The sequence below is a fragment of the Arthrobacter pascens genome (assembly GCF_030815585.1).
Taxonomy (GTDB): Bacteria; Actinomycetota; Actinomycetes; order Actinomycetales; family Micrococcaceae; genus Arthrobacter; species Arthrobacter pascens_A.
The window spans coordinates 2609161-2630398 of record NZ_JAUSWY010000001.1; the positions used below are offsets into that span (position 1 = coordinate 2609161).

Below are 21238 nucleotides of genomic sequence, written 5' to 3' on the forward strand. Positions count from 1 at the left end.
GCCACCACGGAAGCCGTTACCTCATCGAGCCACGCCTTAGCTTCCTTCTGCCGAGCGAAGTGCCTGGCGTGCTCCTTGCCCGCGTCGTCGCGGTACCGGGCCCGCCACCGGCCATCAGGCCTCTTCTGAATGCTTGCCATCAATCGCACCTCTCGATGAGGCAAGCATCGCCTTGACGAAGCCATCCAGTTCCGCCGCACGTGGGGGCTCGTACTTTTTTCCGTCCACTTCTGTCGTGCCTAGATGCGCTTCCAATAGGGCGGCCCGCATCTCGCGCTCCATCAGCGCGTTCCTAACCTCCGACATCATGTCCTGGAGATACCCAAGGTTCGTCCGCAGCTCGTCCATGCTTGCGTAAAGTCCGCGCAGCTCATCGGTCATCGCCCTTTTCGATGCCTCATTGTTTTCACCCGCAAAGACGGCGTCCGCAAACTCAGGGACGGTCAAGTTGAAGATCCTGGCTAGCGCACCGAACTCAGCCACCGGTGTCGGCCGCAATCCACCCTCAAGCTTCGCCACGGTGTTTTGCCGGGTCGGATGACCTTCGGCGGTCATCAGTTGAGCCAGCTTCTCTTGGGTCATCCCCGCCGCTTGTCGAAGTGACTTAACGACCGCGCCCAATCTCTTTTCGATGTTCTTCACAAGAACAGAGTACGTACTCCTCCTACGCTTGACAACCATGACCTACGGCCCACATGATTGTTCTTGTCAGGAACAAGGTCTCTACTCTTCTCAAGGGGAATTGATGGCACTACTTATTGCAACGCTGCTCACGCTGGGGGAAACGGCCGAACGGCTGCGGAAGTCTGAGGCTCAACTGCGCTGGATGATCCATGTCGGCACAGCGCCGCGATCGGCAAAAATCGGCGGGAGAAGGCTCTTCAAGGCGTCCGATGTGGAGAACTATATCAACGCCGCATTCGACGATGAGGCATCCCAGTGACCACGCGTCACAAGGAGCCCGACCCGGCTGCAAAGGTAGCGGCGACGAACCCGCACAAAAAGAACAACGGCCTGGACACCTCCGCCAAGAAGTCAGTCCAGACCGCCAAAGAAACCACCAAGTAGGAGATTTCCTGTGAACCACAGTATCAAGACACCCCGCACAGTTCGAGAAGCCGGCGATATGGCCGAGAAGTTGGGCATGAAGCTCCCGGAGTTCCTGGAAATGTTGGGCCCCATCCCGATGCCGCCCGCTGGCTACACCTTGGCGCCCCACTCCGATGACAAGTGGATCGGCCGCGAGACCATGAACCGCGGATGGATCATCACGCCTGCTTGGAACGCGACCAGTAACACACATTCGATCGAACTGTGGGCCGCGGATCACGAGCCACCGGACTATACAGTGCTGACGCCGCCCGAAGCCCTCCAGCTCGCCGCCGACCTCATCACCGCAGCCCAAGCCCTGCCCGGAGGTACCGAGTAATGCAGCGCTCTGAACTGGGACCCGTACTCGAAAAGCTCGAGCTGTTGGAAGGGCGCACTTTTTCCGCCGCACTGGCTGACGCATGGTTCGAGATCCTCGGCGAGCACACCGAGGCCGATGCCTTGGCCGCAGTGCTGGCCTTCCACTCCAAGCCATTCAAGCGCCCGGCGTACCCCGGCGACATTAAGGAACACATCCTCGAAGTCGAATCGGTCCGGCTTATGCGATGCGGGACGCTTGAGGCGAACGAGGCGGAATGGTTCAACGGCTCGACAGCCGACGTCTACCGTCAGCTTCGCCGACTGATATCCGCGGGCGATTGGTCCCCGAACGACTACCGCCTGTACCGACGCTCCGAACTAACACTGGACCAGTACCTGACGGCACAGGGGTCACCTGTTGGCTAGGGACCGCGCAAACATCCGAGTCGACCTCTGGGCAGACGGTGACTGGCGCGCACTCACGATGGGCGCCCAGCACCTCTACCAACTGATCCTGACCCACCCGACACTGAACTACGCCGGGGTCGCTGACTGGCGTCCCGGAAGGCTCGCTGCACCGACGTCTGGGCGGACGGCGCAGGACGTCATAGCGGACGCTGAGGAGTTGGCTGCGGCTTCCTTCATCTACGTCGACGACGCTACGGAGGAGGTCCTGGTCCGATCGTTCGCACGGCATGACGGAGTGGTCAAGCACCCCCGCCTTCACGTCACGATGGCGAACGCTTTCGCCGGCATTGCCTCGACCGAGATCAAAGAGTTCTTCGCTTTCGAGATCCAGAAGCTCCACTCCGAGCAGCCCAATTTGGCACTTTGGGACCACCCGAAAGTCCAGACAATTCTCAAAGCTAAGGCAAGGGATATGAAGGAATTTAGCCAAGCGGATTGCATGGCCCTTGGAAGCGCTATGGGAAAGCCCTTGGCAAAGGATTTGAATACGGTTCCTATGCGAACAGCTACTGCTACTGCTACTTCTTCTAAAGAAGAAACTTCTTCGTCGGAGATTTCTGACGAAATCCCGCGACCCGATGTTGAAGAGCTTCTTGATCTCCTCGATTCATGCCTGAAGGCAAACGGCTCCAAGAAACCATCGAGGAACAAAAGGAACCGTGATGCGGCTCGGCTCCTGCTCGACCTGGACGGCTACGACGTCAAGCAGGTTGCCTGGATGATCCAGTGGGCGACCTGTGACGAGTTCTGGCGGGCCAACATCCTGTCGATGTCCAAGCTGCGAGAGAAGTTCGATCAGCTCAAGGCAAAGGCCGGAGTCGGTGTCAAGACACCTGGGGCTGGGTTCAACGGCGACATCGACGTTGACGCGGTCCTCGGTCGCGACGTATGGTCCCCCGGCACTCCACCGGAAGGTCTGGACATCGCCGAGGAGATTGCGTGGAAGAAAGCGCAGCGGGCGGCTCACCACGCGGAGCGCCTTGCTGAGGCCAAGGGCAAACTTGGGCTGCCATCATGAGCGATCGCATGCCACGGCAGGACGTGGAAGCCGAGCGGGCGGTGATCGGGGCAGTCATGCTGGACTCGCGAGCCTTGGACGAGATCAGCCTCCGCGGGGATGAGTTCTACCGGCCCCAGCATGAACAGCTCTGGGATCTGATCCTGACCGAGTCCCGGGCGGGGCGCCCGCTCTCACCACTGGCGTTGGCACAGAAGCTCACCAGCCACCCGATACAGGGCCTCGACCCGGTCTACCTGCACCAGTGCATAGAAGTAGCCCCCGTTCGCTCCGCCACGGCCCACTACGCCGGGATCGTGAAGGGCACATCGCGGCTCCGCAGAATGGCCGACGTCGGGCTCCGGCTCCAGCAGCTGTCCGGGACGGCGGAGTGGGACGCATCCGAAGCGGTACTCGACGAGGCCAGGGCCATCCTGGACAGCACGGCTAACGAGGCCACCGGGATCAAGGTCCGCACCTTCTCGGCTGCGCTGGAAGACGCCGTAAATCTATGGTCATCGCCCAAGGGCCGCTCATACCCGACGGGCTGGTCCGAGCTGGACTACTGGTTCAACGGCGGCTGGCACCCTGGGCAACTCACAATCCTGGGCGCCCGGCCCGCGGTAGGGAAGACCCTAGTGGCCGGCTGTGCCGCGGTCGCCGCGGCCAAGTACGGGGCCGGATTCTTCAGCCTCGAAATGAAAGAACACGAAGTGGTCGGGCGCATGACCGCCGCTTCGGAAGGCATCGACATTCACAAGATCAACTCATTCAACCTCGGCGACCCCGAATGGGCGAAGATTGCCAATCTGACCACGAAAGCAACCGAGTGGCCCGTCTACATCGAGGAAGCATCCCGCATCACCATGGCGCAGATCCGGGCGACAGTCCGAACATGGAAGCGCCGAGGACCGGTGCCCCTCGTGATCATTGACTACCTGCAGCTCGTTGCCCCGGCCGATACCCGGGAGCAGCGGGAACGGCAGGTCGCCCGGATCGCAGAGGACTGCAAGCACCTCGCGAAGGAGTTCGACACGCACGTATTGGCGCTCGCGCAGGTGAATCGTGGCTCCACCCAGCGGACAGACCCTCGCCCCACCATGTCGGACCTCCGGGAGTCCGGAGGCATCGAAGCGCACGCCGACAACATCATCCTCCTCCACCGAAACGACGAAGAGATGGAAGGTGAGATCGAGTTCATCATCGAGAAGAACCGGCACGGCGAAACCGGAAAGATCCGCCTCGCCTGGCGGCCACACTTCGCATCAGTGAACTCCATGGCTTCCGAACCAGGCGACTTCAGGTACGGCGTCGCATGATCGCACCACCCACACCGCCCCTAACGCAATCCGGAACCTCACTCAGGAGATTTTCATGACAGAGCAGCAGCTCAACGCCACAGTCCACCGCCTCACCCGCGACCACCGGACCAGCCACACCGACTGCGACACGGGCAAAACCAGCTATCCCACAGAGATGGCGCTCTTCACGCAGCTGCGGCAGGAAATCACCTCCAGCAGCCGGCCGTCGACCGGTGCATCCTCGGGGCCTCGGAGCCCAGTGGCTCTGGGCGCCGTCGTGCTTTGGGATGAAATCCGGGAAACCCTCGCAACCATGCACATCGCCATCACCGGCAAAGATGAACCCGCAACGTCCCCGGAGTCCAAACTCCAGAAGTGGGCGGCGTGGACGCAGGCAGACACGAGCGGCAATGAAACCCAGAAGTGCCTGCACCGAGCCACGGCTTGGGCTGCCGCCATCGACCAGCTCATCAACCCAGTACGTCGAATCGACATCTCTGGATCGTGCCCGGCCGAGGGATGCGGCGTCTCGCACGCATGGACATGGGACGAGGATGAATACGTCCGCAATACCGCCCTCACAGCCAGCGGATCCGAAGCGCGTTGCGGCGCGTGTGGAGCCACATGGGTCGGCGCGGAACTGCACACACTGGCCCTCGAGCTCTGGAAGGTGGCGGCATGACCGCGGCTACTCCCCAGCCCATCTACAAAGCCGGACTCACCAAGTGGGCGATGCCCTTCGACAGGTCGGCCGGCGCCCGCGCACCGCAGGTTCCCGACGATCCTGGCCCCATCCACGCAGTTAGGCCACTGAGGACGGAACTGGGGATCCGGGAGCCATACTTCATCGAGGACACCTACAACTATCGTGCAGCCCTCTGCGGCGCCAAAGTGAAGATCATCATGCCCAACACATTCAAGCCCGAGGAGGACAAAGCATGCGCTTACTGCATCGCCGAGTCACGCAACCCGACACGCAAGGTACTCATGCGCCCAGGTGGCGGTCCAGCCTACAACTCCGGCGACCGATGGAGCCCCGGGCGGTGGCTCCGAAAGCGCAAGCAGCGCAACTGAGTTAAGCGCTTGTAACTAGCTCCGATTTTTAATACACTTGAGGCACAGCGCATAGCTGTCACCAAAACCACATGAAGCCCCGGAGTCCGCGCCTCCGGGGCTTCTGTCGTATCCGGGCCCAACCTAAGCGGCCAATAGCCTGACGGCGAAAACCCCCGGCCCACAACCGAAAACGCGGGGCGAGTAAGTAACCGTCACATCCGTTGCATGAAAACGAGGCAGTAATGAAGTCTGAAAGTGTGGCGTGGCTTGGCTAGAGTCAGGTGTGGAACCGCTGCACCGTGGCGGACTAAACAGATTGGGGTTAGCAAATGGCGATTTCAGAAGATGTCCGTGAGGCTGATAGCACTGCGAGGAAGGCACTTCTCGACGCAATTGCGGCTAAGGTGCCGAACACGACGTTGGACCAGCTCGGGAAACTTGCGCAGGCCTATAGCTTGGTCACGATGCGCGATGCTCCTACCGAGTCCCCTGCTCACCCTGGGGGGTTCGCCTAGCTTTGTGCCAGACCCTGGCGAGGTGGCGAAGCCGCCACGCCCGGACACGCCGACGTCCCACACATGCTTGACTTAAGGATCTAAATTATGGGGTGAGCTGGTGTTTCGCACCCAGCCACAGTCAGAGCCTCGACCGGATACCGGGCGGGGCTCTTCCCATGTGTGCAGGTTGGTGGTTCATGCCGGCGCTTGATGAGTGGGACCCAGGCGCGGCAGGTCCGGGCGGCCCTGGCTGAGGCTGGTCAAGACGGTATGCCTGGAGGCCGGACGCAGCGGGCAATGGGAGTTAGTGAAGTGGTATCACGTCGGTCTCCAAAACCGAAAGCGCAGGTTCGATTCCTGCACACTCTGCGCATCACCCACAATTCCATAGCCCCGCCCAATCCTTCGGTGGCGGGGAGGTACTGCTGATGGATCCCGCTTTGGAACAGTGGGCGCGGGTTCGTCGCCCGCCGGTACCACGCGGGCTGTAGCTCAAAGGCAGAGCACCCCCCTTCGGACGCGGAGTACACGGGTCGGTTTGAGTGGTTCAACTCCACTCCAGTCCACATAGAACCCAACCTTTCAATCTTCGGCGAGATTGAAAGGTTGGGGCCTGAACCTATAAAACTCCTGCGCAGGGGTGCATCTCGCAAGCTCACCCAGCGCGGGCTAAATGTTGGATGCCTGCGAGAGATGGAAGTTCAAGTGACTATGTCAATCAACGGCATCCCGGAATCAATTTCACGGGAAGCTTATCTGAGCCTCATCTCAGCAACTGGCATCGACCCTGGCTCGATCCGAAAGCTAACCCTCACAGCAGACGGCATCTACGCCGTTGTATTTGCAGTGGATGGGGACGGCAGGAAGATAATCGAACCCGCGTCCGGGGCTGTGAAGCATACGCTCTATATCCCAGTCGTCGGGTAGCCGGCGTCGGGGCTACGTAGTGTTCAGGCGACCGTCTAACGGCACGTCATAAAGGCGAGTGCAACTCTCGCATAGCCCACTTGATCGAAACGTACTCCCGGACCAGTTGCGTCAACGCACAAAGCGGGTTCACAAAGTAGATCAAACCCTTCAACACCAGGAGGTTCGGCATGGATGCGCATGTCGTATTCTGTGCCGGCGAGTGGAAGCGGGTAAGCATGGATGGGTTCCAGTGCGATCGGCATCCGAGTGCGCAGGCTAAGGCTAAGGTGCTCTTCCCCAACCTCGGCACGCTCTACCTGTGCGGCCATTGTGCGAACGCCTTCGAGGACAAGTATGTAGGCCCGTTCCATATCACGTATGAGACGGTCACCCTCGATGCCTAGAGCCAAGCGCATATGCCCTAAGCCTGGCTGTCCTCACACTGCGGATGGTAGGTACTGCACCAAGCACAACGCAGAGTACGAGGCAGAGCGTGGCACCAGCACAGCGCGAGGCTATGGCTCAGCACACCAACGAACACGAGCACGCCTCAACCTTGAGGTACAACAAGGCAAGGTCAACTGCTCACGATGTGGCCTAGTCATCGCACCCAACACAGCGTGGCACCTAGACCATGATGACGACGATCGAGGCTCCTACTTAGGTCCGTCTCACGCCCTCTGTAACGACTCCGCAGGTGGTCGTAAGGCACATGCCCAAGGCGACCTCACGAGGCCCTAGACCCCCACCCGGGGGCACCCAAGGCCCCTGGGAATCCAGACCGCCGGTGAGGTCGCTCGGTAGTTTTCCAGAATCAAAACCCTTTTGAAAACCGTTCTCAACTGCTGATCGGCGGTGATCCCAATGACCTCTGGTGGTGCTCGTGGGAATGCCGGCCGTGTGGCTGATCCGAATGCTTTGCGCCGTGAACGTACCGGCGATTCCGCATCCTGGACGTTGCTTGTTTCGTTCGATGGCAAGGCGCCCGAGTGGCCCTTGTCCGAGAACCTGGAGAACGGCGACCGGGAGATGACCATCTGGGCCCGTCTCTGGACTCGCCCGCAGGCCTCCGAGTGGTTGCGGCTCGGGCTTGAGGATGAGGTCGCGCTCTATGCCCGCTATCTTGCCGAGGCTGAGGCTCCCGACGCATCTTCCGCCGTCCGCACACTGGTCAAGCAGCACCAGGAACTCTTGGGCCTGTCTACGGCGGGCTTGAATCGTCTCCGTTGGCAGTTGCCGGCTGGCGATGCTACCAAAGCTGAGCCGGCGGCGAAGCGGAAGTCCTCGTCTCGTGCCCGGCTAAAGGTTGTGGGGAATGACGAATGATTTCAGCATCAACTTTCCGGCAGGGCAGACTCTAGGCTTCCTCGGTGCTGACTGGATCGAATCTCACTGCTCGGTTCCCGATGGTTTCGATAAGGGCGCCCCGTTCATCCCATCCGACTGGCAATTGCAGATCATCGCCAATCATTACCGGGTGAAGCGTGCGGCTAGGTGGGTTCCTGAGCGTCCCGTGCTGGCTCCTGCGTTCCAATACCGCCGCTCCCAGGTGGTTGCGCCGCAGAAGACGGGTAAGGGGCCTCTTGCGGCTGCCGTGACGTTGCTTGAAGCTGCGGGCCCTGTCGTTTTTGGCGGTTGGGCTGAGGGCGGCGAGGTCTATTCTTGCCATGCGCACGGTTGCGACTGTGATTTCTCTTTCGAGTATGAGCCCGGCGACGCGATGGGAATCCCCCGGAATACGTCGCTGATTCAGCTTGTGGCGACCTCTGAGGAGCAGGTGGACAACGTCTACCGGCCGTTGCAGGCAATGGTCCGCGGTGGTGCCCTGGATTCGATCATGAAGACGGGTGAGCAGTTCGTTCGGTTGCCAAATAACGGCAAGATCGAAGCTGTCACGTCGTCGGCCATGTCGCGCTTGGGTAACCCGATCAACTTTGCGAACTTTGACGAGTCCGGCATCTACACGGTGCAAAACAAGATGGTCCGTGTGGCTCAGACGATGCGCCGCGGTCTCGCCGGTATGGGTGGCCGCTCGATTGAGTGGACGAACCCTTGGGATCCGTCCGAGAACTCCACAGCACAACAGACTTCCGAGTCTAAATCGACTGACATCTACCGCTTCTATCGCAAGCCGCCGGCTGATCTGTCCTACAAGAACAAAGAGCACCGCCGTCGCATCCATAGGTACGTCTACGAGGGCTCACCTTGGGTCGATCTGGATGCTATCGAGGCTGAGGCTGCGGAGCTGATGGAGACGGACCCTGCGCAGGCTGAGCGGTTCTACGGCAACCGGATCGTGCATGGCCTTGGTTCCTGGCTGAAGGATGGTTTGTGGGATGCCGCTTATGCCGGAAATGTTGTGGCTGCCGAATCCTGAGCCCGGAACGCCGATCTGCCTTGGCTTCGACGGTTCCGAGAATGACGACTGGACCGCAATTCAGGCCGAGACTATCGACGGCTTCAGCTTCACACCGCGCTATGGCCCGGATTCGCGGCCGACTGTCTGGAATCCAGCGGAGGAAAACGGATCCATCCCACGCGATCAGGTCCACGTCGCCGTCGATGAACTCTTCCAGCGGTACAAGGTGGAGCGGTTCTATTGCGACCCTCACGACTGGTATTCGGAAATTGGCGAGTGGTCCGTCAAGTACGGCGACAATCACGTCTTCGAGTGGCCGACCAACAAGGTCTCCCGCATGTACCCCGAGATCAAGCGTTTCGAGATCGACCTCGCGCAGAAGCGTCTCCGTCATGATGGCTGCCCGATTGCAACCACTCACGCTGCGAACGCGAAGAAGCTCGGCAAGTTCAATCAGCAGTACGTCCTAGGTAAGCCCGCCAATCATCAGAAGATCGACGCTGTCATGGCGAAGATCCTCGCCTACACTGCCGCCGCGGACGCCCGCGAATCCGGCTGGGATGGCATCGAGACCGATAACCGCATGTTCGTGTTCCGTTAGGGGGCAATAGATGGCCGTCTCCAACGAAGAGCTGGGACTTGTTGAGGTGTTGCGCCGGCAGTCTGATGAACTCAGCCCCAAGGATGACCTGAACGACAAGTACTACGAGGGCACGCAGCGCCTTGAGCACCTTGGCATCGCCGTTCCGCCCGAGCTGCGCCGCTTTGAAACGGTCCTGAACTGGAACCGCGTAACGGTTGACTCCGTCGAGCAGCGCCTTCGCCTCAAGGAGTTCGTCCTTCCCGGCGACGTGAGCGCGTCGAAGATCCTCCGCGAGCACTGGGATGCAAACAACCTCGATTCAGAGTCGGGCCTACTGCATAAGGACACGCTGATTTACGGCCGTGGATTCGTGTGTGTCGGCTCCAACGCCGACGACGCAGCGCACCCGCTGATTAGCGTGGAATCGCCCCGCGAACTGACCGTCAGGGTTGACCCGCGTACCCGCCGCATCGAAGCCGCGCTGAGGCTCTACGGCGGCACCGAGAACGACCCGGAGCCGAACCTAGCGACCCTCTACCAGCCCAACTCCACCGTCTGGCTGGCGAAGTCCGCCGGCAAATGGGATGAGTATGACCGCGACAACCATAACTTGGGCCGCGTGCCTATCGTGATGTTCATCAACCGCCGTCGCGCCGGTAAATGGGATGGCGTGTCGGAGATGCGGGACGTTATCCCGCTGGTTGACGCAGCAGCGCGGGCCCTGACAAACATGCAGGTCGCCGCCGAGTCCATCGCTATTCCTAAGCGGTGGGTTGTGGGCATGTCCAAGGGCGATTTCGTGGACGGTACAGGCAAGCCGATTCCCGTCTGGGAGTCCTATATGGGCGCGATCTGGGCCAATGGGAACAAGGACGCCAAGGTCGGACAGTTCGACGGCGCGAGCCTGGATAACTTCTGGGGCACGGTCAACCACCTTGCCAACGACGCATCTTCGGTTACCGGCCTCCCTACTCGCTACTTTGGTCAGACTTCGGTGAACCCGGCGGCTGAGGGTGCGATCCGCGCCGATGAAACCCGCCTGATTATGAACGTCGAAGGCAAAGCGGCTGGGCTTGGCGATGGCTGGGCTTGGGTTCAGGGCATTGCTGAGCGGCTCCGCACTGGCGTCTGGCCCGCTGCCAACCAGATCAAAACTGAATGGTTCGACGCCGGCACCCCGACATTCTCACAGAAGGCTGATGCCCTGTCGAAGCTGTACGCGGCTGGCAATGGTGTCATCTCACGCGAAGGCGTCTGGGATGAGTTGCAGTGGTCCGAGGCCCGTAAGGCTCGTGAGCGCGACTACTTCGTGAATCAGTCCCGGCTAGCGCTGACTTCCTTGGAAAAGGACGTTGAAGAGGTGGTCTAATGATTCCCGCGCCGACCGTCGAGCACTACAAGCGGATGCAGCGATTGCGGGCCGTGGCAGTGCTGGCGGCACGTCGCGCATGGGCTGGTGTTGACTCTGGCGATCTCTCGGGATCCTGGCAGTCAATGCTCCCAGGGTTGGTCGGCGCTGTCTCGCTGGTGCAGGAGTCTGGCGCGGTGCAGGGCGCGTCTTATGGCGCGGCCACGCTTGCGGCGCAGGGTCTCTATGAGGCCCCGCAGCACTTCGTGAACCCCGAGGCGTTCGCCGGGTTCGCGTCCGATGGGCGCTCACTCCAAGGCTTGCTCTACACGGCAGTCCCTCACACGAAGGGCCTGATTGCCGGCGGCATGGACGTACCCACCGCAGTCCGTAAGGGCGGCAGGTTCCTGGAGATGGTGACGCAGACGACGGTTGCCGATTCGGGCCGCGCTGCCGCTGGCGTCGATACGGCGACGCGTAAGAATGTCGGCTACGTGCGGATGCTCAACCCGCCGTCATGCTCGCGCTGCTCGATCCTCGCTGGCCGTTTCTACCGCTGGAACAACGGCTTCAACCGCCACCCCAAGTGCGATTGCGTCCACGTCCAGACCACGGCAACTGCTGCCGCTGAGACTGAGGGCCTGATCCACGACCCTTACGAGTACTTCAAGGGCCTGTCTGCTGCCGAGCAGGACCGCACCTACGGCAAGGCGGAAGCGCAAGCCATCCGGGACGGTTCCGACATCTTCCAGGTGGTCAACGCGAACCGCGGCGTCAAGCCGGGCGGGCTGGTCACTACCGAAGGCACCACTCGTCACGGGAATTTCGGCCGCAACGGTCCAAGACTCACCCCGGAAGCCATCTACGGCAAGGGTCTGAGTCGCGCTGACACGCTCGCGGAGCTTGAGCGGTACGGATACATCCTTCCCGGCGGCCAGAACCCCACAGGCGTCCTCCGCGGACAGGCTGAGGGCTTCGGCGCACTAGGCCGCGGCGGAACTCGCGTAGGCGTCCGTAACGCCGTCGAGGAAGCCCGCCGCACTGGCGTCCGCGATCCGCTTAGCCGGGCGACTATGACCGCCGCTGAGCGCCGCATCTATGACGCGCAAGCGAACTGGGATGCAGTACGCAATGGCCGCAACCCATTCACAAATGCGAAGGCCGCGAAGGTCACGCCCGAAGTTGCGGCACGCGTCGAACGCGAATACCGCAAACACATCCTCGGCTACTAGGCCGAGCCCCAATTCTCCCCCCATGCGCGACGCTCGGGGGTTTTTCCACCGCGACGGAGGACAAACCATGTCGGAAGACACAACCACACCAGCCGCTGAGGCCGAGGCACCCGCCGAATCTCCAGTGGTCGAATCCCAGGAACTCGGGGACGGTGGCAAGAAGGCAATCCAGGCAGAGCGCGAAGCTCGCAAGGTAGCCGAACGCAACCTCGCCGAATTGTCCGCGAAGCTCAAGGGCTTCGAGGATGCCAACCTCTCCGAACTGGAGCGCACCAAGCAGGCCGCCGAGGAATCCGCCGCCGAACTTGCAGCGCTCCGCAAAGAGAACATCCGCGCATCGGTAGCCCTCCATAAGGGCGTACCCGCGGATCTCATCGAGTTCCTGACTGGTGACACAGAGGAAGCAGTAGCCGCGAAGGCTGACCTTCTGATGGCCCGGTTGAACACTCCCGGCACCCCGAAGCCAGACCCCTCCCAGGGTGCGAAGGTTCCGGATCACGCGCTGAACGGAGATCCGCTGCTTGCGGATCTCAAGTCGAAACTCGGCATCAACTAACTTTTTAGGAGCACGTCATGGCGATCACCGCCGCAACAACCACGTCGGACTTTTCCGGCTTCCTCAACCGTGAGCAGTCCGCCGCGATCTTTGAACGCGCCGCACGCTCATCCGCTGTCCAGCAGCTCGCCCCGCAGATCCAGCTTGGCGCTGCCGGCCAGTCCATCCCCGTCGTTACCGGCAAACTGACCGCCGGCTGGGTCGCTGAAGGTGCGCAGAAGCCCGCCTCTAAGGGTGCGCTGGCACTGAAGAACATGGACCCTAAGAAGCTCGCCGTCATCTCGGTGGTTTCTGCTGAAGTGGTTCGTGCCAACCCGGGCAACTACATGAACATCGTCCGCAACCAGGTCGGCGACGCGTTCGCAACCGCGTTCGATGCCGCCGCACTTCACGGCACCGCAACCCCATTCTCGACCTTCGTGGCCCAGACCACGAAGACCATCGAGCTGGGCACCACCCTCCAGGCTGCCGGTGGCATCCACGGTGACATCAACGCCGGTCTGAAGCTTCTGGTTGACGACGGCAAGCGCCTTTCCGGCTTCGCCCTTGACGACCGCTTCGAGCCGCTCCTGAACGGCGCTGTTGACGCTGGCGGACGCCCGATCTACATCGACTCGCCGCTCGTGGACAACGCTGCACCGTTCCGTCAGGGCCGCCTTCTGGGCCGCTCGGCGTTCATCGGTGAGGGCGTCTACAACGCTACCGGCTCCGTCATCGGCTTCGGTGGCGACTGGTCACAGACCGCATGGGGCGCCGTAGGTGGCATCTCCTACAAGGTCTCCACTGAGGCAACCGTCACGATCAACGGCGAACTCGTTTCACTGTTCGAGAACAACCTCGTTGCCATCCTGGCTGAAGCAGAATACGGCTGGCTCGTCAACGACACGGCCGCATTCGTCGAGTACACGAACGCTACCCCGTAAGTTGTCCCGGCTGATCCACCCGGTAGCGGGGACGGTGGTGCGCTGTGAGGGTGACCTTGCAGCGTCCTACCTCTCCCAAGGCTGGACCGATGCTGACGCAAAGGTCGAGCCGGTCAAGGCGACCCCGGAGAAGCCTGCAACTACCCGGCGACGTAAGTAAGGGGCGCGGTCATGGCTTACGCAACCGTAAGTGACGTTGAGGTCCGCTATGGCCGCACCCTCACCGCAAGTGAGGCGGCTCAGGTTGGCGCGTGGATTAATGACCTTGAGTCTGAGATCGACGAGCGGATCCCGAACCTGCTTGACCTGATCGTGGCAGGTCGCCCAACTGCCGCGACGGTCCTGCGCGTCATCGCCGCCGCTGTGATCCGCAAACTTCACAACCCTGAAGGTTTGCGGACTACGACGGTAGCGATTGACGACTACTCGACGACCAAGACTGCGGACTCGTCCAATAGCGCCGGGCTCTTGGGCCTGACGGATGAGGAGTGGAGCTTGCTGCTCCCCGGCTCATCCGGTGACGCGTTCACCATCACGCCTTACGGGGCGCCATGAGCGCGGCTGACGCGGTCCTTGCTGGCCGCCGTGAAGCCGAGGCCCTAATGGTGGACACGTGCCGCATAACCTCAGTCGGCACCCCAGTAACCGACCCTGACACGGGTAACGTAACCACGCCCCGCACAACGGTCTACGAGGGCAAGTGCAAGGTCCAGTCGAAGGACTCGGCAGTGTCATCCCCCGAGGCTGGCGGCGCGACGTTCACCGTCGTCTCCAGGCAGGTTCACATCCCGGCGAACGCTGCCGAGATCCTGGACGGGCACGAGGTTGAAATCCTCACGTCACTGCTGAATTCGTTCACGGTCGGCAAGGTCTATCGGGTGGATGGGTTCACGCCGGACACCTACGACACCGCGTACCGGATCCCCGTCAAGGAGATTACGTCATGAGCGCGGACACTTCCGAACTCGACGGACTGGCTCGGGCCTTCCGTGCCATCCCTGCGTTGATGGTTCCGAAGATGCGCGGAGTTGTCGCCAAGTCTGCGCTGAACACCAAGAACATCATGCGGAAAGATGCGCGGAGCTCACGGCACTTCAAGCAGTTGGCGGCAGTGATTTCATACGACATCAAGGAACACATCTTCGGCGGTGACGGCGTGATTGAGGCTGAGATCGGCCCCAGTGGCGGCGGCTCTGCATCGCTCGCCGGCATCGCGTATTTCGGTACATCGAAGCCCGGCGGTGGCACTGTCCGTAACCCTGAAGACGCGATGCTTGAAGAGGCCCCCAACTTCTACGAGTACGCGTTCAAGGCGACGGAGGGGCTGCTGTGATCAAGGAACACTACGACGCGGTCAAAGCCCTCCTGCCGGGCACTGTCCGGGTTCACATGTGGTCCGTTCCGGCTGATCCCGTCTACCCCTACGTGGTGTTGTGGGGCGATCTTGGCGAGGAGTCCTCGGGTGGTCCTGACGGCGACTCGTTGCGGGATGTTCCCGACTTGCTGTCGCTGCGGATCCGGGCTACCTATGTCGGTCTGAATGGTGACTCGCTGCTGATCATTGCAAGGAATGCCCGCGCAGCACTGAGCCGCAAGACGCCCACGATTACGGGCTGGCGCGCAAGTCCGCTTCGTCAGGCGGTCCTCATGGATGTGCAGACGGACACGGACGTGACACTGACCGGCGGCGGGCATCCGATCTACGCGGTTGACGAGTTCTCCCTCATCTCACACAAGCTCTAACCCATCCCATCAACGCGCCTGACGAGGGCGCTTTTTTCATGCCCTGGAGGCGCCATGTTTGTCGATGTCAAAAACAAGAACGGTGAGATTCAGACCGTCCCTGAGTCCTACCTCGAAGACTTCCCCGGCGAGTTCAAGTTGGTTGAGCCCGCGAAATCATCCACCCCGGCGAAGGCCGACACTAAAAAGGAGGCCTAACCATGGCTGCAAAAGTCCTTGCTGACGGCAAGACCAAGTTCACTATCATGACCACGAAGCCCGTAGGTTGGGCGACCAAGACGGTGACGGTGACGGAGGCGAACGCCGGGCTTGACCTGTCATTGGATGTCCTGTCCAGCGACTTCACGTTCGCCGCCGTCGATTCTGACAAGGTTGCTGAGAAAGCACTGGGTGCGAGCGGAAACGCAAACGCTATCGGCGCGTCAAACTACCAGCTCGCTTTCACGCTCTGGCGGAAGTTCGCCACTGCCGGCGGCTTTGATACCGCGGCGGAAACTGGCTGGGCCGCTCTGAAGGTCAAGGGCGCAACCCTCTACGCCATCGCCCGACAGATGGACAAGGAAGCGACTACTCCTTGGGTTGCCACCGATGAAATCTACCTCGCCGCCGAGTTCACCACGGACACCCCGCAGCGCACGGACGGAACTGGCTTCATCAAGTACCGGATCCCGACCGAAGTGCAGACTGGCTACCCCTTCATTGCGGTTGCAGCCGGCGCCTAGTTAGACCGGATGGCGGCGCGTGTTAGGCTCCGCGCCGCCATCCTCAACTTCCCGAGCCTAACCCCTAGAAATGGAGCCTATCCAATGACTGAGACCCCTCAAGATTTCGACTTTGACGCCTGGCTGGATGACGCGGAACGTCCCCAGCGCGCCGTGACCGTTTACCAGAAGGCGGGCCTGATCGCTGACCTTGACCGTCTGGGCGAGCAGATCAATAACGCTGACGAGACTGAGGACGTGGACGGCCCGAGCATGGGCGGTGGCGTCGGTAAGCTTCGGGCCGAGTATCAGAAGATCGCGCAGCAGTTCCATGACTCAGCCTTGACGATCCGGGTTAGCGGCCATGGCGACGAAGAGAAACGAGAGTTTGCTAAGGCGAACACGGACGCCGGCGCCAGTGGCTTGGCGTATATCGTCCTGTCCGATGCGATCACCGCGCCCAAGGTCACCGTCGATCAGGTCAAGCGACTGGAAAAGAAGTTAGGCCCGGCACAGTTCGGCCTCATCCTCTCCGCATATCACCAAGCATCCACGGAACTCCCCACCGTGAGCGCCGATTTTTTGCCGAAGCCCTCTACACGGGACGATGGTGGCGAGTCCTAGCAGCCCTCAAAACGGCTGAGCGTTTCCAGCGCCCGCCGTCCGCGTATCTTGGCACACTGTCCGAGTTCAAGGACCGGCTGCTTGAGTTCGCGTACACCCTGTATGTCGAGGGCATGTGTGCATGTGGACGGCCAAAGTTTGAGTGCCGCAACGAAGCAAACGCGGGCCTATACGAAGTTGCGGACATCACGTGCTACGCGTCTGCTGCGGTTGAGGAACACACCGGGCAAGAGAAGTTCAAGCCCGAACCGGGGCAGCGGTTCTACGCCAAGGAGATTGACGAGGAGTTAGTCACCCGCAGGACGTTTGCGCCACGCGGCAGCGAAGGCTGACCCGACACCGAGAGCGAGGGCAATTAGGCCCACCCAGAACAGAAGGTAGGCGCTGCTCTGGTTCACGTAGCCAACGGCACCAATGACCACCAGCAGAAGGCCTAGCGGTATCCCGATAAGTGCAATGCGCTTCAGTGTCATGCCCGTGAGCATACGGCATCCCAGAAAAATTAAACAGTGGAGGTTCCCGTGGCTGATCGCCGTGTGAAAGTGACGTTCAGCGCCGAGATCCAGGGATTCAAGCGGGCGATGGAGGAAGCGGCAGCTTCCACTCAGAAGGTCAAGAAGGGCGCAGAGGATTCTGCGAAGGCTGCGGACACCTATCTCGGCAAGATGGTCCAGTCAGCGAACAAGAACCGCGAGGCGTGGGAACTCTCAGGCGCGGCACTACTGGGATTTGGGGCCGCAGGAGTTACCGGGCTCGGGCTCGCTGGCAAGGCCGCGATGGATTGGGAATCTGCCTGGGCCGGTGTTACTAAGACGGTTGACGGGTCACCGGCACAGATGAACGAGCTTGAGGCATCCCTCCGCGGGCTGGCGAAGACGCTCCCGGCCACGCATGAGGAGATCGCAGGCGTGGCTGAGGCCGCGGGTCAGCTTGGCGTGAAGCGTGAAGATGTCGTCGGCTTCACAAAGACGATGGTTGACCTTGGCGAGACGACTAACCTAACCGCTGAAGAAGCCGCAACGTCCATCGCCCAGATTTCCAACGTCATGGGCACTATGGAGCGCGACGGGTCTAAGGGTGTGGAGCGCTTCGGCGCCACCCTCGTGGCTCTTGGTAACGCAGGCGCGTCCACTGAGGCCGAGATCCTGGACATGGCTAAGCGGATTGCTGGCGCGGCGAAGCTGGTTGGCGCGTCTGAGTCTGACGTGCTGGCTCTGTCGAACGCTATGGCTTCAGTGGGTATCGAGGCGCAGCTTGGCGGCGGCGTTATCTCCCGCGTCATGCAGCGCATGTATGGCGACGTGAAGGAGGGTGGCGAAGGTCTGGACAACCTGGCGAAGGTTGCCGGGGTTTCGTCCAAGGAGTTCGCTACCGCCTTTGAGACCGACCCTGTCCGCGCTGTCGATTCGATGGTCAAGGGCCTTGGCCGAGTCAAGGCATCTGGCGGAGATGTCATCCAGACGATGTCTGACCTTGGGATCAAGGGCACTGAAGAAACAGGCGTGATCCTTCGCCTCGCCGGCGCCGGCGACCTGCTGGCTGATTCGCTGCAGCTAGGCGATTCTGCTTGGCAGTCAAACTCCGCGCTCGCTGCGGAGGCGGCGAAGCGGTACGAGACGACCGAGTCCAAGGTTAAAATTGCTTGGAATAACATCAAGGATGCCGCGATAGATGCGGGCGCTGTCCTGCTTCCGATCATTGCTGGCGTGGCGGAGTCTGTTGCGGGTCTGGCGCAGGCGTTCGGCAACCTCCCGGGGCCCGTCAAGGGCGTCCTGACAGTGCTTGGCGGTGTCGTCGGCATTGCGGCACTGGGTGCCGGCGCGTTCCTGACCTTGACGCCTAAGATCCTCGATTCGGTGCAGGCGTTTGACAAGCTCGCACCAGCCGGCAGTAGGGCACGTAGCGCTGTTGGTAAGGCGGGGGCGGTGGCTGGTGTTGCGGCGGCTGCCTATGCAGCGCTGGCGACGGCTGCAACTCTTGCGGCTACCGCTACCGACAATGACCGGTCAAAGACAAGTGTCGAAGATTTCAACAACGCACTGTCAGGCATTGCCACTAATGGCGATAAGGCCCGTGACGCCCTTGATGCCGCATTCAATGGCGTCACTAAGCCTGGCAACTCAAGCTTTACCGCAGTCAATGATCTTGAATCTGCAATGAAGCGAGTCTTCAACCCGCAGGTCAACGACAACATGAACGACTTCTGGTCGAGCGTGTCTGGAAATGGCGCCACGTCTGGAATCAATGTCGCTAAGGATGCTATCGGCAATCTGGATAAAGCGATTGCGTCCATGGCGACCAGTGGGAATATGAAAGACGCGGCGGCAGGTTTTCGCGTCGCGGCCGAGGCTGCCGAGAAGCAGAAGAAGCCCATAGGCGAGCTCATTGAGCTTTTCCCTGCATACAAGGACGCCATCCTTTCCAGCATGACCGCGAATGGTGAGACGCAGGTTTCTCAGGAGGCGTTGACCGAGGCCATGCTGAAAGGCACCGAGGCTACGGACGGTGCGGCCACTTCGATTGAAGGCGCCGGTAAAGCGTCTGAAGTTGCGGCGGAGCAGGCGGCGGAGGTTGAGAAGGCTCTAGAGGACATCGGCGTGGCTGCTGACGGCACGGTTGCCGATCTTGCCAAGTTCACCGAGGCGCTGTTCGCTGCTGGGCTGATCACGATGAGCGCACGGGAAGCGACCGCTGCCCATCAGGCGGCTATTGATGGCACGAAGGGTGCTGTCGAGGCTGCCACGAAGGCGATTGAGGATCAACTCATTGCCGAAGGCATGGGTGCTGAGGCGGCTAAGGCCCTGGCTGCTGAGCAGTACAACCTTGGCGGGGCGCTCAATGCAGCTAAGACCGACTTTGACCTAACTACTGAGGCCGGCCGAATACTCAACTCTCAGTTCCAGACCATCACCAATACGGGTATGGCGGAGATTGAGGCTAAAGCCAAGGACGGCGTCGGGCAGGGTGAGTTGCAGGCGAACCTAGGGACCACGTATCAGTCCCTACTTACCGCCGCGGCTGGTATGGGCATCGTCGGTGATGACGCCATCAATCTGGCACGTCATGTGCTGGGTGTTCCAGACAACGTTGACATCAACACGTGGATGGCTGACGAAGCCAAGCGCATGGCGGAACAGACCACCGGGGCGATCAATAACATCCCCAAGAATGTTCATGTCAACATAACGACGGTCGAGCACAAGATCCGCATCCTGGAGACTCAGGTGCGGGGCGGTGGTTACGCGAATGACCCTGGCATGGCGGCATTGGATCCGTCCAACCACGCGACTGGCGGACGCGTCCGCGGCTATTCGGGCGGCGGGAAACTCCCATCTAACGGGCCGGGCACTGACACTACTGACGGGTTCCTTGGGATCTCATCGGCCGGTGTCCCACTAGCCCGCGTGGACAAAGACGAGTGGATCATCAACGGCCCCTCGTCCAACCGCTACAACCGCGAACTGGCCGCAATCAACGCAGGCACATTCCCGAAACTGCCTGGCTATGTGGGTGGCGGTCGCGCTGGCCGGGATCACGCCGCGCAGGCCTACGCCACGAAGGCAGACATGCATATCACTGTTCAGAGCGTCCTAAAGCTCGGGTCTCGTGAGTTCGCGCAGGCGGTCAATGAAGTGCAACGCAACATGAACCGCAACTAGAGAGCGAGGGCGCCGTGAGCGTTTATCTTGGCACGCCCGGACGGCTTATCGAGTTGAAGTGCCCGGCGTCTCAGTCGATCCCGGCTGACGATCCGTTCACGTTTGAGCGGACTCTCGGCGGGAAGGTGAAGGCTCAGGTGTCGCGGCCGTTGCGGCGTCGTCAGTGGTCCGTGGGCGTGGTTACGGCGACACCTCGGGATGTTGGGGCGTTGGCTGCTTTTGCGGGCGGTGAGTGGGGTTATGGCCCGTTTATCTGGGTGTCCGCGGATGCCCCGGTCACGAACCTCCTGACCCCCGCTCAGGCGTCTTGTGATCCGTCAACGCTCTACACGGGCGGCGTCACTGCTACGGGCCCGCTAAATCTGGGCGCGGACGGTTGGGCGGGGCGGTCGTTCACGAACGCCACCCCGGCCACGCCGTTCTATTTCGGGAATGATCTGGTTCCAGCCCTGCCCGGCCAGCCCGTGACGGTGTCCGCCTATCTGGTAGGTGTCAACGCTGCGGTGCGGATCCGGTGGGTTGACGCTGCCGGGGCGTTCATCTCCTTCAGTACCGGAACCGCGCAGGGTGTCGCTGGTGTGGCCACGCGCTGCACCGTCACGGCAACCCCGCCAGCCAATGCGGTACAGGCCCACGTCCAGGCGATCAATACGGCGCAGGCCGCACGCCCGGCAATGACGTGGACTGACACTCTGTTCGACTGGTCTGACGGTCAGGGCTGCCTCAAGGCGGTTGTTTCCGGGCTTGACCGGCAGGTTGTCCTAGCTCTCCGCACGCCCGGTTACGGGCGGTACGCAGACGCATCATTCACAATCACCGAAGTGGGGTAACGTATGCTGCCGGGTTCCTTGGTTAGTTCGGATGTCTCGGCG

The 21238-nt window shown here is 61.2% G+C and carries 28 protein-coding genes and 1 tRNA gene; 27 read left to right on the forward strand and 2 right to left on the reverse strand.

The annotated features are described in order from the left end of the window. Positions 1-114: 114 nt before the first annotated feature. Positions 115-642, reverse strand: coding sequence for a helix-turn-helix domain-containing protein (locus QFZ30_RS12030; RefSeq protein WP_307076472.1), 528 nt, complete (start codon positions 640-642; stop codon positions 115-117). 103 nt (positions 643-745) lie between these two features. On the opposite strand from QFZ30_RS12030, the gene QFZ30_RS12035 reads away from it, so the two are divergent. The 25 genes from QFZ30_RS12035 to QFZ30_RS12155 all read left to right on the forward strand — a co-directional run bounded on the left by QFZ30_RS12035 (position 746) and on the right by QFZ30_RS12155 (position 16707). Beyond that, the gene (locus tag QFZ30_RS12035; RefSeq protein WP_307076474.1) at positions 746-943 is read left to right on the forward strand and encodes a helix-turn-helix transcriptional regulator; all 198 of its coding nucleotides are present in this window, start codon (positions 746-748) and stop codon (positions 941-943) included. After that, positions 940-1068 carry a hypothetical protein gene (locus tag QFZ30_RS12040; RefSeq protein ID WP_307076476.1) on the forward strand — a complete coding sequence of 43 codons (129 nt, stop codon included), beginning with the start codon at positions 940-942 and terminating at the stop codon, positions 1066-1068. The genes QFZ30_RS12035 and QFZ30_RS12040 overlap by 4 nt, the downstream gene beginning before the upstream one ends. A 10-nt stretch (positions 1069-1078) precedes the next feature. Next, a complete protein-coding gene (locus tag QFZ30_RS12045) occupies positions 1079-1429 on the forward strand; it encodes a hypothetical protein (RefSeq protein WP_307076477.1) in 351 nt (116 codons plus the stop codon). Further along, positions 1429-1836 (forward strand): hypothetical protein, encoded by a 408-nt coding sequence (locus QFZ30_RS12050; RefSeq protein ID WP_307076479.1) that lies wholly within the window; start codon positions 1429-1431, stop codon positions 1834-1836. Before QFZ30_RS12045 ends, QFZ30_RS12050 begins: the two co-directional genes overlap by 1 nt. Positions 1837-1894: 58 nt before the next feature. After that, the gene (locus QFZ30_RS12055) at positions 1895-2896 is read left to right on the forward strand and encodes a hypothetical protein (RefSeq protein ID WP_307076481.1); all 1002 of its coding nucleotides are present in this window, start codon (positions 1895-1897) and stop codon (positions 2894-2896) included. Further along, positions 2893-4194 (forward strand): replicative DNA helicase, encoded by a 1302-nt coding sequence (locus tag QFZ30_RS12060; protein ID WP_307076482.1) that lies wholly within the window; start codon positions 2893-2895, stop codon positions 4192-4194. Before QFZ30_RS12055 ends, QFZ30_RS12060 begins: the two co-directional genes overlap by 4 nt. Positions 4195-4249: 55 nt before the next feature. Continuing rightward, positions 4250-4858, forward strand: coding sequence for a DUF7341 domain-containing protein (locus tag QFZ30_RS12065; RefSeq protein ID WP_307076484.1), 609 nt, complete (start codon positions 4250-4252; stop codon positions 4856-4858). Further along, on the forward strand, positions 4855-5250 hold the full coding sequence (locus QFZ30_RS12070) for a hypothetical protein (RefSeq protein WP_307076486.1): 396 nt from the start codon (positions 4855-4857) through the stop codon (positions 5248-5250). The genes QFZ30_RS12065 and QFZ30_RS12070 overlap by 4 nt, the downstream gene beginning before the upstream one ends. Positions 5251-6029: 779 nt before the next feature. After that, positions 6030-6098 (forward strand) — tRNA-Trp (locus tag QFZ30_RS12075). 336 nt (positions 6099-6434) lie between these two features. Further along, on the forward strand, positions 6435-6656 hold the full coding sequence (locus QFZ30_RS12080) for a hypothetical protein (RefSeq protein WP_307076488.1): 222 nt from the start codon (positions 6435-6437) through the stop codon (positions 6654-6656). A gap of 170 nt (positions 6657-6826) precedes the next feature. Beyond that, positions 6827-7042: a hypothetical protein gene (locus tag QFZ30_RS12085; RefSeq protein ID WP_307076490.1), complete on the forward strand. Its 216-nt coding sequence runs from the start codon at positions 6827-6829 to the stop codon at positions 7040-7042. Between the two features lie 496 nt (positions 7043-7538). Then, positions 7539-7964, forward strand: coding sequence for a hypothetical protein (locus QFZ30_RS12090; protein ID WP_307076492.1), 426 nt, complete (start codon positions 7539-7541; stop codon positions 7962-7964). Continuing rightward, positions 7954-9015, forward strand: coding sequence for a terminase (locus QFZ30_RS12095; RefSeq protein ID WP_307076494.1), 1062 nt, complete (start codon positions 7954-7956; stop codon positions 9013-9015). The genes QFZ30_RS12090 and QFZ30_RS12095 overlap by 11 nt, the downstream gene beginning before the upstream one ends. Further along, entirely contained in the window at positions 8975-9598 is a 624-nt protein-coding gene (locus tag QFZ30_RS12100) for a terminase TerL endonuclease subunit (RefSeq protein ID WP_307076496.1), read from the forward strand. Before QFZ30_RS12095 ends, QFZ30_RS12100 begins: the two co-directional genes overlap by 41 nt. Positions 9599-9608: 10 nt before the next feature. Then, positions 9609-10949 carry a phage portal protein gene (locus tag QFZ30_RS12105; RefSeq protein WP_307076497.1) on the forward strand — a complete coding sequence of 447 codons (1341 nt, stop codon included), beginning with the start codon at positions 9609-9611 and terminating at the stop codon, positions 10947-10949. Then, positions 10949-12160 (forward strand): hypothetical protein, encoded by a 1212-nt coding sequence (locus QFZ30_RS12110; protein ID WP_307076499.1) that lies wholly within the window; start codon positions 10949-10951, stop codon positions 12158-12160. The genes QFZ30_RS12105 and QFZ30_RS12110 overlap by 1 nt, the downstream gene beginning before the upstream one ends. A 67-nt stretch (positions 12161-12227) precedes the next feature. Continuing rightward, a complete protein-coding gene (locus QFZ30_RS12115) occupies positions 12228-12716 on the forward strand; it encodes a hypothetical protein (RefSeq protein WP_307076501.1) in 489 nt (162 codons plus the stop codon). Between the two features lie 17 nt (positions 12717-12733). Beyond that, on the forward strand, positions 12734-13639 hold the full coding sequence (locus tag QFZ30_RS12120; protein ID WP_307076503.1) for a phage major capsid protein: 906 nt from the start codon (positions 12734-12736) through the stop codon (positions 13637-13639). 171 nt (positions 13640-13810) lie between these two features. Then, positions 13811-14194: a Gp19/Gp15/Gp42 family protein gene (locus tag QFZ30_RS12125; protein ID WP_307076505.1), complete on the forward strand. Its 384-nt coding sequence runs from the start codon at positions 13811-13813 to the stop codon at positions 14192-14194. Then, on the forward strand, positions 14191-14586 hold the full coding sequence (locus QFZ30_RS12130; protein WP_307076507.1) for a DUF6093 family protein: 396 nt from the start codon (positions 14191-14193) through the stop codon (positions 14584-14586). The genes QFZ30_RS12125 and QFZ30_RS12130 overlap by 4 nt, the downstream gene beginning before the upstream one ends. After that, the gene (locus QFZ30_RS12135) at positions 14583-14972 is read left to right on the forward strand and encodes a hypothetical protein (protein WP_307076509.1); all 390 of its coding nucleotides are present in this window, start codon (positions 14583-14585) and stop codon (positions 14970-14972) included. The genes QFZ30_RS12130 and QFZ30_RS12135 overlap by 4 nt, the downstream gene beginning before the upstream one ends. Continuing rightward, entirely contained in the window at positions 14969-15382 is a 414-nt protein-coding gene (locus tag QFZ30_RS12140; RefSeq protein WP_307076511.1) for a hypothetical protein, read from the forward strand. Before QFZ30_RS12135 ends, QFZ30_RS12140 begins: the two co-directional genes overlap by 4 nt. A 54-nt stretch (positions 15383-15436) precedes the next feature. Further along, entirely contained in the window at positions 15437-15580 is a 144-nt protein-coding gene (locus tag QFZ30_RS12145) for a hypothetical protein (RefSeq protein WP_307076513.1), read from the forward strand. Positions 15581-15582: 2 nt separating this feature from the next. Next, positions 15583-16104, forward strand: a complete 522-nt coding sequence (locus tag QFZ30_RS12150) for a phage tail tube protein (RefSeq protein WP_307076515.1) — start codon at positions 15583-15585, stop codon at positions 16102-16104. An 84-nt stretch (positions 16105-16188) separates the two neighbouring features. After that, positions 16189-16707 (forward strand): hypothetical protein, encoded by a 519-nt coding sequence (locus tag QFZ30_RS12155; RefSeq protein WP_307076517.1) that lies wholly within the window; start codon positions 16189-16191, stop codon positions 16705-16707. A 287-nt stretch (positions 16708-16994) separates the two neighbouring features. Here the strand turns inward: QFZ30_RS12155 and QFZ30_RS12160 are convergent, their stop codons facing one another. Further along, positions 16995-17180 carry a hypothetical protein gene (locus QFZ30_RS12160; protein WP_307076519.1) on the reverse strand — a complete coding sequence of 62 codons (186 nt, stop codon included), beginning with the start codon at positions 17178-17180 and terminating at the stop codon, positions 16995-16997. Positions 17181-17228: 48 nt separating this feature from the next. Between QFZ30_RS12160 and QFZ30_RS12165 the strand changes: the two genes are divergently transcribed. Continuing rightward, entirely contained in the window at positions 17229-20366 is a 3138-nt protein-coding gene (locus QFZ30_RS12165) for a phage tail tape measure protein (protein ID WP_307076521.1), read from the forward strand. A 14-nt stretch (positions 20367-20380) separates the two neighbouring features. Beyond that, positions 20381-21196 carry a hypothetical protein gene (locus tag QFZ30_RS12170; RefSeq protein WP_307076522.1) on the forward strand — a complete coding sequence of 272 codons (816 nt, stop codon included), beginning with the start codon at positions 20381-20383 and terminating at the stop codon, positions 21194-21196. The last annotated feature ends 42 nt before the right edge of the window (positions 21197-21238 follow it).

Coding starts and splice junctions, on each gene's coding strand:
- QFZ30_RS12035 (WP_307076474.1), top strand. CDS start 746: ATGGCACTACTTATTGCAACGCTGCTCACGCTGGGGGAAACGGCCGAA.
- QFZ30_RS12050 (WP_307076479.1), top strand. CDS start 1,429: ATGCAGCGCTCTGAACTGGGACCCGTACTCGAAAAGCTCGAGCTGTTG.
- QFZ30_RS12055 (WP_307076481.1), top strand. CDS start 1,895: ATGGGCGCCCAGCACCTCTACCAACTGATCCTGACCCACCCGACACTG.
- QFZ30_RS12060 (WP_307076482.1), top strand. CDS start 2,893: ATGAGCGATCGCATGCCACGGCAGGACGTGGAAGCCGAGCGGGCGGTG.
- QFZ30_RS12065 (WP_307076484.1), top strand. CDS start 4,250: ATGACAGAGCAGCAGCTCAACGCCACAGTCCACCGCCTCACCCGCGAC.
- QFZ30_RS12070 (WP_307076486.1), top strand. CDS start 4,855: ATGACCGCGGCTACTCCCCAGCCCATCTACAAAGCCGGACTCACCAAG.
- QFZ30_RS12085 (WP_307076490.1), top strand. CDS start 6,827: ATGGATGCGCATGTCGTATTCTGTGCCGGCGAGTGGAAGCGGGTAAGC.
- QFZ30_RS12095 (WP_307076494.1), top strand. CDS start 7,954: ATGACGAATGATTTCAGCATCAACTTTCCGGCAGGGCAGACTCTAGGC.
- QFZ30_RS12100 (WP_307076496.1), top strand. CDS start 8,975: ATGCCGCTTATGCCGGAAATGTTGTGGCTGCCGAATCCTGAGCCCGGA.
- QFZ30_RS12105 (WP_307076497.1), top strand. CDS start 9,609: ATGGCCGTCTCCAACGAAGAGCTGGGACTTGTTGAGGTGTTGCGCCGG.
- QFZ30_RS12110 (WP_307076499.1), top strand. CDS start 10,949: ATGATTCCCGCGCCGACCGTCGAGCACTACAAGCGGATGCAGCGATTG.
- QFZ30_RS12115 (WP_307076501.1), top strand. CDS start 12,228: ATGTCGGAAGACACAACCACACCAGCCGCTGAGGCCGAGGCACCCGCC.
- QFZ30_RS12120 (WP_307076503.1), top strand. CDS start 12,734: ATGGCGATCACCGCCGCAACAACCACGTCGGACTTTTCCGGCTTCCTC.
- QFZ30_RS12125 (WP_307076505.1), top strand. CDS start 13,811: ATGGCTTACGCAACCGTAAGTGACGTTGAGGTCCGCTATGGCCGCACC.
- QFZ30_RS12130 (WP_307076507.1), top strand. CDS start 14,191: ATGAGCGCGGCTGACGCGGTCCTTGCTGGCCGCCGTGAAGCCGAGGCC.
- QFZ30_RS12135 (WP_307076509.1), top strand. CDS start 14,583: ATGAGCGCGGACACTTCCGAACTCGACGGACTGGCTCGGGCCTTCCGT.
- QFZ30_RS12145 (WP_307076513.1), top strand. CDS start 15,437: ATGTTTGTCGATGTCAAAAACAAGAACGGTGAGATTCAGACCGTCCCT.
- QFZ30_RS12150 (WP_307076515.1), top strand. CDS start 15,583: ATGGCTGCAAAAGTCCTTGCTGACGGCAAGACCAAGTTCACTATCATG.
- QFZ30_RS12155 (WP_307076517.1), top strand. CDS start 16,189: ATGACTGAGACCCCTCAAGATTTCGACTTTGACGCCTGGCTGGATGAC.
- QFZ30_RS12160 (WP_307076519.1), bottom strand. CDS start 17,180: ATGACACTGAAGCGCATTGCACTTATCGGGATACCGCTAGGCCTTCTG.